Annotated in this window: 13 protein-coding genes and 1 pseudogene; 10 read left to right on the forward strand and 4 right to left on the reverse strand. The window is 59.9% G+C overall.

Going from position 1 to position 15464, the window contains the following annotated elements:
• The first annotated feature begins 3 nt into the window (after positions 1–3).
• From QA640_RS10605 to QA640_RS10615, 3 genes are all read left to right on the forward strand, one after another.
• Entirely contained in the window at positions 4–1953 is a 1950-nt protein-coding gene (locus tag QA640_RS10605; protein ID WP_283040597.1) for an acyl CoA:acetate/3-ketoacid CoA transferase, read from the forward strand.
• A gap of 15 nt (positions 1954–1968) precedes the next feature.
• Complete coding sequence (gene phaP, locus QA640_RS10610; RefSeq protein WP_283040598.1) at positions 1969–2397, forward strand: TIGR01841 family phasin; 429 nt, start codon at positions 1969–1971, stop codon at positions 2395–2397.
• A 99-nt stretch (positions 2398–2496) separates the two neighbouring features.
• Positions 2497–3381, forward strand: coding sequence for an alpha/beta hydrolase (locus QA640_RS10615; RefSeq protein WP_283040599.1), 885 nt, complete (start codon positions 2497–2499; stop codon positions 3379–3381).
• A gap of 409 nt (positions 3382–3790) precedes the next feature.
• Here QA640_RS10615 and QA640_RS10620 read toward each other — a convergent pair whose 3' ends face one another.
• Positions 3791–4669, reverse strand: coding sequence for a GNAT family N-acetyltransferase (locus QA640_RS10620; protein ID WP_283040600.1), 879 nt, complete (start codon positions 4667–4669; stop codon positions 3791–3793).
• Positions 4670–5061: 392 nt separating this feature from the next.
• On the opposite strand from QA640_RS10620, the gene QA640_RS10625 reads away from it, so the two are divergent.
• From QA640_RS10625 to QA640_RS10635, 3 genes are all read left to right on the forward strand, one after another.
• Positions 5062–5985 carry a glyoxylate/hydroxypyruvate reductase A gene (locus tag QA640_RS10625; RefSeq protein ID WP_283040601.1) on the forward strand — a complete coding sequence of 308 codons (924 nt, stop codon included), beginning with the start codon at positions 5062–5064 and terminating at the stop codon, positions 5983–5985.
• 13 nt (positions 5986–5998) lie between these two features.
• Entirely contained in the window at positions 5999–6355 is a 357-nt protein-coding gene (locus QA640_RS10630) for a cupin domain-containing protein (protein WP_027544597.1), read from the forward strand.
• A 207-nt stretch (positions 6356–6562) separates the two neighbouring features.
• Positions 6563–8020, forward strand: a complete 1458-nt coding sequence (locus tag QA640_RS10635) for an NAD-dependent succinate-semialdehyde dehydrogenase (protein ID WP_283040602.1) — start codon at positions 6563–6565, stop codon at positions 8018–8020.
• A 134-nt stretch (positions 8021–8154) separates the two neighbouring features.
• On the opposite strand, the gene QA640_RS10640 is transcribed toward QA640_RS10635, so the two are convergent.
• Positions 8155–8844 (reverse strand): haloacid dehalogenase type II, encoded by a 690-nt coding sequence (locus tag QA640_RS10640; protein ID WP_283040603.1) that lies wholly within the window; start codon positions 8842–8844, stop codon positions 8155–8157.
• Positions 8845–9188: 344 nt separating this feature from the next.
• Between QA640_RS10640 and QA640_RS10645 the strand changes: the two genes are divergently transcribed.
• Positions 9189–10565, forward strand: coding sequence for an aspartate aminotransferase family protein (locus QA640_RS10645; protein ID WP_283040604.1), 1377 nt, complete (start codon positions 9189–9191; stop codon positions 10563–10565).
• Positions 10566–10581: 16 nt separating this feature from the next.
• Here QA640_RS10645 and QA640_RS10650 read toward each other — a convergent pair whose 3' ends face one another.
• Positions 10582–11058: an Lrp/AsnC family transcriptional regulator gene (locus tag QA640_RS10650; protein WP_283040605.1), complete on the reverse strand. Its 477-nt coding sequence runs from the start codon at positions 11056–11058 to the stop codon at positions 10582–10584.
• A 105-nt stretch (positions 11059–11163) separates the two neighbouring features.
• Positions 11164–11456, reverse strand: a pseudogene (locus QA640_RS10655) (FAD-dependent oxidoreductase); the annotation flags it as partial.
• A gap of 68 nt (positions 11457–11524) precedes the next feature.
• On the opposite strand from QA640_RS10655, the gene QA640_RS10660 reads away from it, so the two are divergent.
• The 3 genes from QA640_RS10660 to QA640_RS10670 all read left to right on the forward strand — a co-directional run bounded on the left by QA640_RS10660 (position 11525) and on the right by QA640_RS10670 (position 15458).
• The gene (locus tag QA640_RS10660; RefSeq protein ID WP_283040606.1) at positions 11525–11830 is read left to right on the forward strand and encodes a hypothetical protein; all 306 of its coding nucleotides are present in this window, start codon (positions 11525–11527) and stop codon (positions 11828–11830) included.
• Between the two features lie 272 nt (positions 11831–12102).
• Entirely contained in the window at positions 12103–13791 is a 1689-nt protein-coding gene (locus QA640_RS10665; protein ID WP_283040607.1) for an ABC transporter ATP-binding protein, read from the forward strand.
• The gene (locus QA640_RS10670; RefSeq protein ID WP_283040608.1) at positions 13788–15458 is read left to right on the forward strand and encodes a peptide ABC transporter substrate-binding protein; all 1671 of its coding nucleotides are present in this window, start codon (positions 13788–13790) and stop codon (positions 15456–15458) included. The genes QA640_RS10665 and QA640_RS10670 overlap by 4 nt, the downstream gene beginning before the upstream one ends.
• Positions 15459–15464: the final 6 nt, after the last annotated feature.

Genomic DNA, 15464 nt, shown 5'->3' on the forward strand with positions numbered 1-15464 from the left:
GCGATGAACAAGGACAAAATCGTCTCCGCTGATGAGGCGGTCGCTATCATCAGGGATCGCGATACGGTCTGTACATCCGGCTTCGTCGGCATCGGCACGCCCGATGAGCTCCTGATCGCACTGGAGAAGCGCTATCGCGAAACCCGCCACCCCGCGGACCTCACTCTGATGTTTGCGGCTGCGCCCGGCGATGCCGGAGACCGCGGCCTCAACCGGCTCGCCCATGACGGTCTCCTGAAGCGAGTGGTCGGCGGCCATTGGGCGCTGGTGCCCAAGCTCGGCGAGCTCGCGCTCGCCAACCGGATCGAGGCCTACAATTTGCCGCTCGGCTGCATCTCGCATCTCTATCGCAACATCGCCGCGCGCGGCTGCGGCGTGATCTCCAAGGTCGGCCTCAAGACCTTCGTCGATCCCCGTTTACAGGGTGGCAAGCTCAATGAGAGCACCACGGAAGATCTCGTCGAGCTGATGCGGATCAACGATGAGGAATGGCTGCGTTACAAGTCGTTTCCGATCAACGTCGCGCTGTTGCGCGGCACGACGGCCGATCCCGCCGGCAACATCACGATGGAGCGCGAGGCGCTGACGCTGGACAATCTGGCAATGGCGATGGCGGCGAAGAATTCGCGCGGCTTCGTCATCGTGCAGGTCGAGCGCATCGCGGCCAGCAGTTCGCTCAACCCCCGCGAGGTGCAGATTCCCGGCATTCTCGTCGATTGCGTCGTGGTCGCAGATCCCATCAATCACGTCCAGACCTATGGCGCGACCTACAGCCATGCCTTCTCCGGCCGGCAGCGGGTGCCGATGGACCGCGTCAAGCCGCTTGAACTCGACGAGCGCAAGATCATCGCGCGGCGCTGTGCCTTCGAACTGCCGCCGGGCGGCGTCGTCAATCTCGGTATCGGTATGCCCGAGGGCGTCGCCGCGGTCGCCGCGGAAGAGCACATGCTGACGTTCCTGACGCTCACGGCCGAGCCCGGCATAATCGGGGGCATGCCGCAGGGTGGGCTCAATTTCGGCACTGCGTTGAACCCGGATGCGGTCATTCATCAGAACCAGCAGTTCGATTTCTACGACGGCGGCGGACTTGATCTTGCCTGCCTCGGCATGGCGCAGGCGGATGCTGCCGGAAACGTCAATGTCAGTCGTTTCGGTTCACGGCTGGCGGGTGCTGGTGGGTTCATCAACATCTCGCAGAGCTCGAAGAAGCTTGTGTTTGCGGGCACGTTCACCAGCGGCGGATTGAAGGTCGCGGTTGAGGACGGCGCACTCCACATCCTGCGCGAAGGCACAACCAAGAAGTTCGTCTCCGCGGTCGAGCAGATCACATTTAGCGGCGACCATGCGGTGGCGACCGGCCAGCCGGTGTTCTATGTCACCGAGCGCTGCGTGTTGCAGCGGACGCCTGCCGGTGTGGAACTGATCGAGGTTGCTCCCGGCATCGATCTCGATCGCGACATCTTGGCGCACATGGAATTCGAGCTGCTCATCCGCAACGTCAAGCCGATGGATCCCCGCATCTTCCGCGACGGACCAATGGGTCTGGATCACATGCTGCTTGGCAGAAGCCTCGCTGACCGGATTGGCTACGATGCCGAACGCAACACCCTGTTCGTCAATTTCGAGGGCTTCGACGTCAGGACGGTTGAGGACGTGGACCTGGTTCGCCGCGAGGTCGAACGCGCCTGTCGTGCCGTCGGCAAACCGGTGGCGCTCGTTGCCAACTATGACGGCTTCCATTTGGATCCAGCGGTCAGCGACACCTATTTCTCGATGATCGCCTATCTCGAGCGGCGCTATTACAGCTCGGCATCGCGCTACACCACCAGCGCATTCATGCGTCTCAAGCTGGGCGAGGGTCTCGCCGAGCGTCACGTCGCCCCGCACATCTTCGAAACCCGGGCCGAGGCGCAAGCCTTCGCACGCGGGCTACGCAAGGAAGAAGCCATCTAACCGAGGAGGTTGATCATGACCCAGGACATCGAAGTCGCGACGAAAGCGATGAAGGAGCAGTTTGCGAAGCTGACAGAGAATCTCAAAGTACCAGGCGTGAATGTCGACGCATTAATCGAAAGCCAGCGCAAGAACATCGAGGCAATGTCGAAGGCAGCTCAGTTGACGGCCGAGGGAGCGGCCGCAATCTCGCATCGCCAGTTGGAAATCCTGCGTGTCACCGGCGAGCAGGTGCGCACCGCAATTCGCGACATGAAGCTGTCGGGCGAGCAGCAAGGCGAATTCGCGCGGAGGGCGTTCGAAACTGCAATCGCGAATGCACGCGAGCTTGCCGAATTGACGGTCAAGTCGAACACCGAGGTTTTCAACGTCGTGAAGCAGCGGATGACCGAGGATTTCGAAAAGATGAGAACGGCGTTTCTCCCGGGCGAAGGCAAGAAGTAGGCGATGTCGGCATGGTCCGTGCCCGTTTGGAGAGCACGGACCTGCTGATCAGGTTGCAGGGGCGACATGTTTGAAGCGGCTAGCAGGCTAATACGGGACATGGCAGGTGGATCGCCGAAATCCAGGCAGCCTGATCGGGAGGGCGTCGTGCTCGGGCTCTCGCCCTCCGGCTTTCACCAATTGGCCTATACCGATTGGGGGCCTCTCGAGGACGAGAGGCCGGTCGTTTGCGTGCATGGACTGACGCGGCAGGGTCGGGATTTCGACCATCTGGCTGAACAGTTGGTGGCTGCTGGACGACGGGTGATTTGCCCGGATCTGCCGGGCCGTGGACGCAGCGGCTGGATAGGCGATCCCGATCATTACACGCTCCCCCAATATTGCGCTGACATGAATGCGCTCATTGCGCGTCTTGGTGTCACCGAGATTGACTGGGTCGGAACTTCGCTCGGCGGGTTGATCGGCATGATCATGGCCGGCTTCTCCGGCAGTATCGTCCGCAAGCTCGTCATCAACGATATCGGCCCCTTCGTTTCGTCGACTGGGCTTCAGCGGATCGGCCAGTACATCGACAAGATGCCGCCGCTGTTTGCGACGATTGAAGATGCTGAGACGTACTTTCGAACCGTGCTGGCACCTTATGGTGAGCTGCTTGACGAGCATTGGCGCCATCTCGCCACGCACAGCGTTCGTTGGGACGACGTCCGACAGGGATACGTGCTGTTATGCGATCCCAAGATTGCGAAGGGCTTTCGGTTGCCATGGTTTCAGCCGCTCAATCTCTGGGCCTATTGGGAGGCGATCAAGGTGCCGGTGCTTGTGCTGCGCGGCGCTCGCTCTGACTTGCTCTCATTCGACCTCGCGGCCGAGATGCGAAAGCGCAACCGAATGGCCAATGTTTTTCAGTTCGATGATTGTGGCCACGTGCCGCCGCTGATGGTCCGCGAGCAGATTGATGTGGTCACTCAGTTTCTGCAGGCGTGATGGAACGCAGCCGCGTAGGGGAGGATACGATGGATAACCTGGTCGGAGATACGTCCAAGAACGTTTACGACGTCCCCGCGGAATGGGCCAAGCGCGCCTGGGTCGTCCACCTACCAATGATCCCCGAAAACCGCCTACGCGATTCTTGCGTGGGCGCGCACCGGCGACGGCCTGAAAGCTTTTGACGCGAGCGCCTGAGATTCGTGGCGGGCAGAATTCCCTCTTTTGATCGTAGCTTCGAGAGTGGATTCTGGTCTACAAAGGTCGAGAACTCTTCTTTCATGTTTCGCTAATTGATCCGAATGGGCGCCAACGGCCGGAGCAACAAGGAAATCCGCAAGAGGCTGTTCACCCGCGGCGCTACACAATCACGCGCGGCATTGCCTGCCGGGGACGCCGCGCCTCAAATTCAGCTCAGGGCGTGACCGGCCAATCCGTAGACCCACGGCTCGCTTTCTTTTCGATTCAGGAATCGTCGTCCCTTAGACATTGTTGTGACGGTGTCACTCATTGCGAGGTGGCTCTGCTGGAGAAAGTCGGCAAAGAGGCCCGTTTGCTCCCGCGTATCGACGCGGACGAACTCTCCCGTGAGCTCCTTGAGATGCACGGCGGTGAGATGGATCGCGTCGCGGTCATTGCTGGCGACGATCGGACCGATCACATGACCCCGCCCGAACTCGCGATTCATGGAGTATCCGACGATTTCGCCACCGCGTCTCAGGACGTAGATTGACGCGCCTTCTGAAAGCAATGCAAGCAGCTTGTATCGGCTCGTTCCGAACGCGCGCTCATCCAATGCTGCTACCTCTTTAAGATCTTTGGCTGACAGCGACCCGAGTTCGCCGTCCAAAACTGGAATCGCCGGGAGGGACGAAAGGACCTCGCCCTGCCACAGATACACAAGCGCTTCCTTCGTAAATCCTAGCGAAAGGTAAAGGTGATAGGCGGCGTCGGTCGAGTTCAAGGTCAAATTTCGATCGCCACATCGCTCAAATACCTGTTGCATGAGCCAGCTGCCAGTCCCCTGTGCCTGGGTGCGGGGCGAGGTGATCACTAGGCCCACGGTGGCGAATTCGCGTCCATGTGGAAACCACATGGCGCTCCCGAAAACGCGTCCGATGCCATCGACCGCCACGATGCCGTGACCTGCGCGGCGCAAGAAATCCCAGTCCTTGGGCCGATGCGGCCAGCCGACCGCAATCGAGAGCGCGTGAAGCAGCTTCACATCAACCTCGTTGATGTCCCTCGCGACCAGTTCGAAGGACTTCACGCGTACCGTTCGTCCCATTCAGTTCATCCTTTTGCGAGACGCCAAGGCTTTACGGCATACTACTCCGTCGGCCTTCCGCCGTACCGCGCAAGCCTCGTTTTGCAGCAGCATAGCGCCGAAAGCCAGCAGGTTTGGCCTGTTTGGCCCTCCTTTTTCGGAATGTTCCGCCTATAGCGCAACTGAATTCAGCAGGGAAAGCTGCTGCTTGCCGTTAGCCTATCGATATCCGGCAATAGCACAGGCAGGATGAGCCCCGTGAATCTTGAAGAATTCGTTGCAAGGCTGGTTGCCTCTCCAACCCTTGGGCGTTTGCCAAAGCACGCCGTCGTCGGTCGGCTTTGCTACTACTGCCGGGCTGCAGGAGGGCTTCCGCGCCCAGCATCCCGGGCGAGCACCTGAAGGATGCGTCAATGGCGTTCCTTTTCAATTCCGATGCCGCTCGGGGTGCGATATTTCGGCAAATCTTCGCGCGCGAGCTTCCCAATCTGGAATTCTACCATTGTAGCGAATGTATCGATCCGGAAAAGATACGGTACCTGCTGACCTGGCACGCGCCAGACGATCTCTCGCGCTTTCGCAATCTGGAAGTGCTCTTTTCCATCGGTGCCGGGGTCGATCAATTCAAGCCGGAGACCCTACCGGACCATGTGAAGCTCGTGCGCATGGTCGAGGATGGCATCATACGCATGATGCAGGAATACGTCGTCCTCGGGGTGCTGACGCTCCATCGCCAGATGCTTGCATATGGAGAGCAGCAGAGACGAGGCATCTGGCAGGCTCTTGCAACGACCCAGGCGGCCGATCGGCGTGTGGGCTTTCTGGGTCTTGGAATGCTGGCGCAAGCTGCAATTGATCGCTTGAAGCCGTTTCGATTCCCTCTTGCCGCATGGAGCCGCAGCAAAAAGGCAATTGAGGGCGTCGCCTGCTTTCATGGCGACGATCAGCTCGGCAGCTTTCTGGGGGCAACGGATATTCTCGTCTGTCTTCTGCCCCTGACGGAGCAAACGAGCGGCATTCTGAATGCAAGGCTTTTCTCGTTGTTGCCGGTGGGAGCGAGTTTGCTGCATGTTGGCCGCGGCCCTCAACTTGACCAAGGCGCACTTGTTGAGGCGCTCGACAGTGGCCGCCTGGCAGCAGCCATGCTCGACGTGACCGATCCCGAGCCACTTCCGGAAAGCCATGTGCTCTGGTCCCATCCGAAAGTGATCATAACGCCGCATATCGCGTCCGCGACGCAACCGCATACGGCAGCACAATCCGTCATAGAAAACATCCGGCGCCACCGCGCTGGACGAAATCCGATCGGCCTTGTCGATCGAACACTCGGCTACTAACAGGAAAAGCGCCATGTCACTTCTGGTCACCATCGACACGAATCCGGACTTCGCACCGAAGAATGCCTTGCCTGCCCCGGAAAGGCTCATTTCTGGCAATCCATCGTTCAAGACCTGGGCACAGGACGCCTCGAAAGGCGAGAAGGTGCTGACCGGTGTCTGGGAAGCAACGCCGGGCGAGACCCATTCCATCAAGGGCACCACCTTCGAGTTCTGCCACATTCTCTCGGGTCTCATCGAAATCGAGGAAAAGGGTGGTGAGACCAGGAGGTACCGCGCCGGCGACAGCTTTGTGATGAAACCCGGCTTTGTCGGTGTCTGGCGCACGATCGAGACCGTGCGAAAGATCTACGTCTGCCACTATGACTGAGACGATGCTCATGGCAGCACTAGAGCGGCCCTCAGAATATTCGACCTCAGGGGTCGCGCCTGACCAGATTCAACGCGGTCAGACACTTCATTATCGATGAAAAATGCGGCGTGCGGTCCTGTACTGCTCGCTTGAGACGGCTTCGTCTCGCCACTCACAAATCAGGCAGTAATGGTGGGGTCGGGCCCGAAGACAAGGAGCAAGCCCATGATTGCATTGAAGGACAAAGATCTGTTTCGCCAGCAAGCGCTGATCGGCGGCACTTGGCGGGATGCGAGCACGAAAGCCAGCGTTGATGTCATCGATCCTGCCAGCCAGAAAGTGCTTGGCACCATCCCCGATATGGGCCGAGACGAGACCAGGGCAGCAATCGACGCAGCGGCGGCTGCGTTCAAGCATTGGAAGACCAAGGTTCATGCAGAGCGTGCCGCGCTGCTGGAGCGCTGGCATGAGCTTATGCGACGCCATGAGCAGGATTTGGCTCTTCTGCTCACGCTGGAACAGGGCAAGCCGCTTGCTGAATCGCTCGGAGAGATCCGTTATGGGGCATCCTTCGTCAAATGGTTTGCCGAAGAGGCCCGCCGGATCAACGGATCGACTATCCCGGCGCCCTCAGTCCATCGCCGCATTTTGGTGCTGAAAGAGCCAGTCGGCGTCTGCGGGATCATCACGCCCTGGAATTTCCCCAACGCGATGATAACGCGCAAGGTGGCACCAGCGCTTGCCGCGGGCTGCACAGTCGTCATCAAGCCATCTGAGTTTACGCCTTTTTCAGCTCTCGCCATCGCTGTTCTGGCTGAGCGGGCCGGAATCCCGGCGGGCGTGATCAACATCGTGACGGGCATGCCGGCGGAAATTGGCGCGGAGCTGATGGCCAATGAAACCGTGCGCAAGATCTCGTTCACCGGATCGACCCGCGTCGGCGCTTTGCTAATGAAGGGCGCCGCCGACAACATCAAGAGGCTCAGCCTCGAGCTCGGTGGCAACGCGCCGTTCATCGTCTTTGACGATGCCGATATCGACCGGGCCGTGGAGGGTGCGATTGCGTCAAAATTCCGCAATGGCGGGCAGACGTGCGTCTGCTGCAATCGCATTCTCGTTCAATCCGGCATTTACGACGTCTTCGCCCAGAAGCTTGCCAGCCGGGTTGCGAAAATGAAGGTCGGCGCCGGCACGGAAGAGGGGGTCGCAATCGGGCCGATGATCAATGGCGCGGCGATCGAGAAGATCAAGCGGCACGTCATGGACGCCCTGGATAAGGGCGCAAAGATCATCTCGGAGAGTGAGTCGGTGCCGGAAGGTCGGCAATATGCCCGCCCTCTCGTGCTCGGCGGCGCGACGACTGAGATGCTCCTGGCTTCAGAAGAGACCTTCGGGCCGATCGCACCGCTTTTCCGCTTTGAGACCGAGGACGAGGCGATTGCGATCGCCAACGGCACGCCTTTTGGCCTTGCCGCCTATTTCTACACGGAAAACCTCAAGCGCTCCTGGCGTGTTGCCGAGGCGCTCGAGTTCGGCATGGTCGGCCTGAACATAGGCCTGATCTCGACCGAGGTGGCGCCGTTCGGCGGCGTCAAGCAGTCAGGCCTCGGACGCGAGGGATCGCAGCTCGGGATAGAAGAATATCTGGAGACCAAGGCGCTTCATGTCGGCGGGCTGGACTGAGCGGCCCATCGGATCAATATCTGAAACAAGAAAAGGGGGCGGTCGAACCGCCCCCTTTTCCTTCACAGCGCACCGATCTCGATTGAAGCTTTTGAAGAACTGAAGCGCAACGAGAGAACCTGAGAGAACTGCGCTCACGCGCTCTTGCGCAGGGGCTCCAGGCCGACTGCCGCCGCAAGCCCGTCGATGCCAGCGACCTCGGTGTATTCATAGAAGGGGTTCGCGGGCTCGTGACCGCGGTTTACCCAGACCTTGCTCTTGATGCCGAGATCGTAAGCGGTCATCAGGTCGTAGCGGAAGGAAGAGGAGACGTGGGTGATATCCTCCGGGCCGCACCCCAGCTTGTCCAGCATATACTCGAAGCCCTTCATCTGCGGCTTGTAGGCGCCGGTCTCCTCCGCGGTGATGACCATGTGGAACGGAGCGCCAAGCTTCTCCACATTCGACATGATGAGATTCTTCATGGAGTTCGACAGGATGACCAGTGGAATCTCCCTGGCGACCTTGGCCAGGCCCTCCGGAACATCGGGATGTGGACCCCATTTGTGGATCTCCTCATTGATGCGCTGGGCATGCTCCGGCCGAAATACGATACCGTTGCGCTTGCACGCGCGCTCCAGCGCATTGTGCACGACCTCGAAATACGGCTTCCAGGCGCCGAGAACCTCGTCCAGGCGATAGGCAGAAAAGTCCTTGATGAGCTTTGCCATAGCCGTCGACGAGAGCTCGGAGCCATAGACTCTCCTTGCCGCGCCGGCCATGTCGAAATTGGTCAGCGTGCCGTAACAGTCGAAGGTGATGTATTTGGGTCTAAACGTCGCCATGGCTCGATCCTTTTTGGTCCTCACGCACCGCGTTCCGGTACGACAGGGATCATAGCGGGCAGACGACCGGATAAAGCACCGCTGTCGCGGCGACGGGGAGCAGATTGTGTCGTATCGGATCGAAGCTGTGGCAGAGAGTTGTGCGAAAAGGCGCCTCCGAGTTGAGCGCCAATGCCAGGCACAGGCCGATGCCGGCACAAGATGCCGCGTCGATCGTCAATCAAAGTCAAAACGCCTTCCGCCCTTGTCATGCCTGGGAGCAACTGCTGTCCTGGGCGTCTTACGTTGAGCTCGGAAGACATCGGGAGTGCCGCACAAGCCTTGCGGTTGAGCTGGAGGACGACATGTTGAGCAACTCGCTGATTGAGCTCGATCGCGCGCATCTGATTCACCCGGTCTCATCCTATCGCAGCCACGAGGCGACGGGCGTCCGAGTGCTGAAGTCAGGGAAGGGCGCGACGCTGACCGATGTCTCGGGCCGTCAATTGCTGGACGGTTTTGCGGGTCTGTGGTGTGTCAATGCCGGTTACGGACAGGACAGCATCGTCGAAGCGGCTTTGAGGCAGCTCCGTGAACTGCCTTATGCGACGGGTTATTTCGGGTTGGGCTCCGACCCGGCCATCCGGTTGGCCGCCAGGCTGGCTGAATTGGCGCCTGGCGATCTGAACCATGTCTACTTCACCTTGGGCGGCTCCGACGCCATCGACAGCACGATCCGGTTCATCCGGTACTATTACTATGCCAAGGGTACGCCACAGAAGGACCAGTTCATTTCCGTCGAATCTGGCTACCATGGATCGTCGACGGCAGGGTCTGGCCTGACCGCGCTGCCGGCCTTTCACGCGGGCTTTGGAGTGCCATACAACTGGCAGCACAAAATTCCGTCGCACTACGCCTATCGCAATCCCGTCGGTTCGCATCCCCAGGCTATCATTGCGGCATCGGTCGCCGCTCTGCGGGCCAAGATCGCCGAGCTCGGCGCCGAACGCGTCGCCGCCTTCTATGTCGAACCGATACAGGGGTCAGGAGGCGTCCTCGTTCCGCCGCCGTCTTGGCTGAGGGCGATGCAGGCTGTTTGTAGGGAGCACGATATTCTATTCGTTGCCGATGAGGTCATCACCGGCTTTGGCCGTGTCGGTCCGCTCTTCGCCTGTGAAGAGGACGACGTCGTGCCGGATCTCATGACCACGGCAAAAGGACTGACGTCGGGCTATGTGCCGATGGGAGCCGTTTTGATGTCCGACCGCGTCTACAACACCATTGCCGATGGCGCCGGCAAGGCGGCCGTCGGCCACGGCTACACCTATTCCGCACATCCCGTCAGTGCAGCCGTCGGGCTCGCGTGCCTTGACCTTTACGAAAACGGCCTGTTGGAAAACGGCCGAAAGGCCGGGCATCGTCTGATGGAAGGGCTTCGCGCGCTTGCCGATCATCCGCTTGTCGGCGATGTCCGTGGTCGCGGTATGCTGGCTGCAATCGAGCTTGTCGCCGACAAGCAGCGCAAGACGCCGCTGCCGGCGGAAGCCGACGCGGCGCGCCGCATTTTCGACCGCGCATGGGACAACGGCCTCGTCATCCGCGCCTTTGCCCAGGGCGTACTGGGCTATGCGCCGCCGCTCTGCTGCACCGATGCTGATATCGACGGCATCATCGAACGGACAAGGGTCACGCTCGACGAGACGCTCGAAGACAAGGACGTCCGCGCGGCGATGAAAGATTGATCGCTGCGCCTACTTGTCAGCTATTGAAGATGCTTTCGAGCGGCAAATGGGACTTCACGATTGGCGATTTCAGCACGACGAAACTGAAGTATTTGTCGATGCCGATATCCATCTCGACGAGACGCTCCATGACCGCCTGGTATTCGCTGATCCCTGCCGTGATGAATTTGACGAGATAGTCGTATCCGCCCGAAACGAGATGGCATTCGACGACGGAATCGACCTTTTCGATCGTCGTGAGAAAGCGCGCGAAATCGATCTGCCGATGATTCTTCAAGGTGATCTCGGCGAACACAGTCAGAGTTTGTCCGAGCTTGGAGACGTCAATCTGGGCGGAATAGCCGGTGATGAAGCCCTCCGTCTGGAGCCTCTTGACGCGCATCAGACATGGGCTTGGGGAAAGATTTATCAGCTCGGAAAGCTCGACATTGGACATCCGCCCGTTTTTCTGCAGTTCGCATAAAATCCTGATGTCGATTTTATCGAGCTTCATAGCAATGCCATGAGATGAGGGGCGACAACTGCGTCAAGGCTTTGAAGGTCTAGCGTCATAAGCATTCACATAGCATCAACCAGCATCTTTTCCCACCGGACGCGAGCGGCGGAAACCTGTATCTTCGCCGGTCTCCTGGGCAACTCTCTCCCAGAGATCGAGGCTTTTGGTTGCAATCGGCAGCTCGCGCGCATCGCGGTTCTTTGCCGGCACCATCCCCAGTTGTGGCTGGATTGCTCGGCGGCGACACGGCCCTTTTCAAGCAACGCGACCTTCAGACCGCGACGGGCGAGATAGTAACTCGTGAAGACGCCCACCACGCCGCCGCCGATGACTACGACGTCTGCCTCTCGCGGCAGGGATGGACTGGATTCGATATGCAGGAGCGGCGCGCTCATCGGGCAGGGATCTCCGGTGATTGCCGTATCGTAACCAAGTATTGCGGCAGGTCCGACGGACTTTCGTGATGAAACCGAATATCCTGCGGTTTGCTGCCTTTGACACAGGCTATTATTGCGAAAATACTTTGCTTTCGCCGCAGCTCACAGTCGGCGAGACGGACGCACGCGCTCCTGCAATTGAGCGGCCCTTTCTCGGGCAGGGCGCCTCGGCAGGCCTCGCGGCGCAGACCGAAATGCTAAATCGGACTTCGTTTTCAGAAGTTCCTGCTGCCCGGATGCCGCCTTTCGGCGACTCTGGGCTGATTCAAATCGTCAAGATCGGCAAAACCACCCGATCGATGGGGCGAAGTCCATGGAAGCAGCCTGCATGAGCTTTGTCGAGGAAAAGCCGTTGGCGCAAGCGATGATGTCGACACCATCGGAGCTTCGCTTCGATCGAGGTGGCCGATGTGGTCGGCGGCGAACTCTGAGCAACAGCCCTTGCTTCTTGCACGAGCAGGCCTGAATCATGTCGCAGCCTCCAATGAGGGAATGGCAAGTTGAACGGCAAATTGTCGACCTGTCGAAGGAGCGTGGCGGAAAGAACCGAAGGCGCGGCCCGCAACAGGATGGCCGGGCTCGGTTGAAAGGGGAGGATGTTCCTATGGCCTCCATCCAGGCTGCAGCCCCCGCCGAAGTGGCGCTCTCGGTGCGCGAGCTGACCGTAAGTCTGCCGGAAGGAATGGAGCGGGCCTACGCCGTCGAGAACATCTCCTTCGATCTGAAACGTGGACAGATTCTCTGTATCATCGGGGAGTCCGGATCGGGCAAGTCGGTCACCGCCAATGCGATCATGGGGCTTCTGCCGAAGATGATCCGGGTCTCCTCGGGTGCGATCCACCTGAATGGGATGAACATTGTAGGCCTCTCGCCCGACAAGCTCCGCAGCCTGCGCGGCCGGGTCGTTTCAATGATCTTTCAAGACCCTCTCTCGGCACTCAATCCGTTGATGACCGTGGGCGCGCAGATTGAGGAGGTGATGGCCGCGCACGATGTCGGCACGCCGGCTTCCCGTCGCAGCCGGGCCATCGACTTGTTGATCGAAGTGGGTTTGCCCGATCCGCAGCTCATGTATCACCAATATCCCTTCCGGCTTTCGGGCGGGCAGCGGCAGCGGGTCATGATCGCCATGGCTCTGGCCCTCGAGCCCGCGATCCTGATTGCGGACGAGCCGACCACCGCACTGGACGTCACGACCCAGGCGCAGATCCTTCAATTGATCCGCGACATACAGCGCCGCAAGGGGATGAGCGTCATGTTCATCACCCATGACTTCGGCGTCGTGGCCGAGATCGCCGATTACGTTGTGGTGATGGAGAAAGGCCATTGCGTGGAGCAGGGCACTGCCGCGCAGGTCCTGAAGTCGCCCAGCCACCTCTATACGCGCCGCCTGATCGCGGCCGTGCCACGCCTGACCGGCAAAGACCGCATTCCCTTGCAAGCGGCGGACCGAGTGTCCATCCTGAAAGTTGAAGACCTCGGAAAGACCTATCGCAGCGGCAGCGCGCTGTTCGGCAAACAGCGCATCGTGTCTGCGGTCAATGGCGTCACGTTCGACCTCACGTCGGGCCGCACGCTCGGCGTCGTGGGGGAAAGCGGTTCGGGCAAGTCGTCGCTCGGTCGGTTACTGATCAAGCTCATGGAGTGCGACAGCGGCTCGATTGTGTTCGAAGGCCGCGACATCGCCGGGCTTTCCGAGGCCAAGTTCCGGTCCCTGCGGCCGAAAATTCAGATGATCTTTCAGGATCCCTTTGCGTCGCTCAATCCGCGATCCACGGTCGGACAAATTCTCACGGTCGGTCCTGTCGCACATGGGATGCCCTACAGCGAGGCTGCCGAGAGGGCGCGCGAGCTTCTGTCCCATGTCGGTCTGGATTCAGGTGCCTTTGACCGCTATCCGCACGAGTTCTCCGGCGGGCAGCGCCAGCGTATCGGCATCGCGCGGGCGCTGATGTTCAAACCAAAACTGCTGATTGCCGACGAAGCGGTCTCGGCGCTCGACGTGTCGATCCAAGCCCAGATCTTGAAGCTGCTGGACCAGATTCAGCGGGAGACGGGCGTCTCGATGATCTTCATCACGCATGATCTGCGCGTCGCCAGCCAGATCTGCGATGAAATCGCCGTCATGCATCGAGGACAAATCGTGGAACGCGGACCGCCGTCCCAGATCTTTCTCGACCCGAAATCCGGTTACACGCGAGAACTGGTGGCGGCGATCCCGGGCGAGCAGCCGGGAAGCATGCTCCAACATGAAGGCTTCGTCGAACACCCCAAGCAAGGAGAGACGTTATGACCAGGCGTTCTGCGACTACATCGAACTACTCGCGGCGCGATGCCCTGCGAATGGTGGCGTTCGGAGGGGCTGCTGGCTTCATCGCGCCGAGTCTTCTTGGCAAACCTGCCTTCGCGCGCACCTCTGCGGCAAAGCCGACCGGCCGCGTGATCGTCGGGCTCGGACAAGAGCCGACCGTCTTCAATCCGCTGATGGTGCACATTGAGGTCGATGATGGTGTGCATTTCTCGGTTTTCGACGCGCTGTTCCGCATCGATCCTCAAGGCGTCATTCAGCCCAACCTGGCCGTGGAAGTGCCGGACCAGAAGAATGGCGGCATTTCGGAGGACGGTCTCAAGTGGCGCATTCGCCTGCGTGACGACGTTCGCTGGCACGACGGCACGCCTTTCGGCGCCGAGGATGTGAAGTTCACTCTCGAACTGATCATGAACCCCAACTTCCGGAGTTGGCGCACCGCCGGACATGCTCTCGTGCGCGACATCACCGTGATCTCGCCGACGGAGATCTCGTGGCGAATGGAAGAGGCCTTTGCGCCGTATTTGTCCTTCCTGACCGAAACCTTCATCGTCCCCAAGCACATCCTCGAGAAGGAGGCCAATCCGAACAACGCCGCCTTCAATCAGGCGCCGGTCGGCACCGGTCCGTTCAAGTGGGGCCAGCGGGTCGCCGGCGATCATCTCGAGCTTGTGGCTAACCCCGACTATTTCGGTGAAGGTCCTCACATCGAGAGGCTGGTCTTCAAATACATTCCCGATCTCACCGTCCTCTACACCCAATTCAAGAGCGGCGACGTTGATCTGGTGGGTCAGCCCTACATCACCCCTGACCACTACGGGGAAGCCAAGACGCTGCCGAACCGCGTCGTGACCCTCGTCCCAAGGACCTCGTTCGAATCCTTCTACCTGAACCTCGAGCGGCCGCAGTTCAAGGAGCTTGCTGTTCGCGAGGCGCTTTACGCGGCGATCGACAAGGAGGCGATCATCCAGGGGCTCTATTATGGAGTGCCGACGCCGACAGAGACTTTCATGCCACGGCAGTCCTTCTTCTTCAACGCCAATCTGCCGCTGCACCAATTCGACTTGAATCGCGCGCGCAAGATCCTCGATCAGGCCGGCTGGGTGCCGGGAGGCGACGGCATTCGTACCAAGAATGGCGTTCGTCTGTCCTTTACCAATTCGACCACGTCCGGCGATCCCCTGCGCGAGCAGGTGCAGCAGTTCCTGCAGCAAACCTTTGCGCAGCTGGGCGTCGAGATGAAGATATCGAACCTGCCCGCTGCCGTGATGTGGGGCGAGTTCTGGACGCAATCGCAATTCGATTCCGTGATCGTCGGCAGCTCGTATCTGATCGGCGCCGATCCGGACGTCACCAATCGCCTGCACTCGCGTTCGATCGCAGTGAAAGGCGGTCGCGGCTCGAACAATGCACAGTATACAAATCCGGAGGTCGACGCCCTGCTCGACAAGGGCGCGCGGACCTTCGATCCTGAAGCCAGGCGCGCGATCTACTCTCGCGTCCAGGAACTCGTCCGTCGCGACCTCCCCTTCCTTCCATTGTACCAGAGCAATGCGGTCGAAGGCCTCAAGAAGGGGATCAACGGTTTCGTGCCGAACGGCAATACGCGCACGGAATCCTGGAATGCGCTGGCCTGGTATTGGTCGAGCTGATGTGTT

This window comes from Bradyrhizobium sp. CB82, from assembly GCF_029714405.1.
In the GTDB taxonomy this organism is placed as follows: domain Bacteria; phylum Pseudomonadota; class Alphaproteobacteria; order Rhizobiales; family Xanthobacteraceae; genus Bradyrhizobium.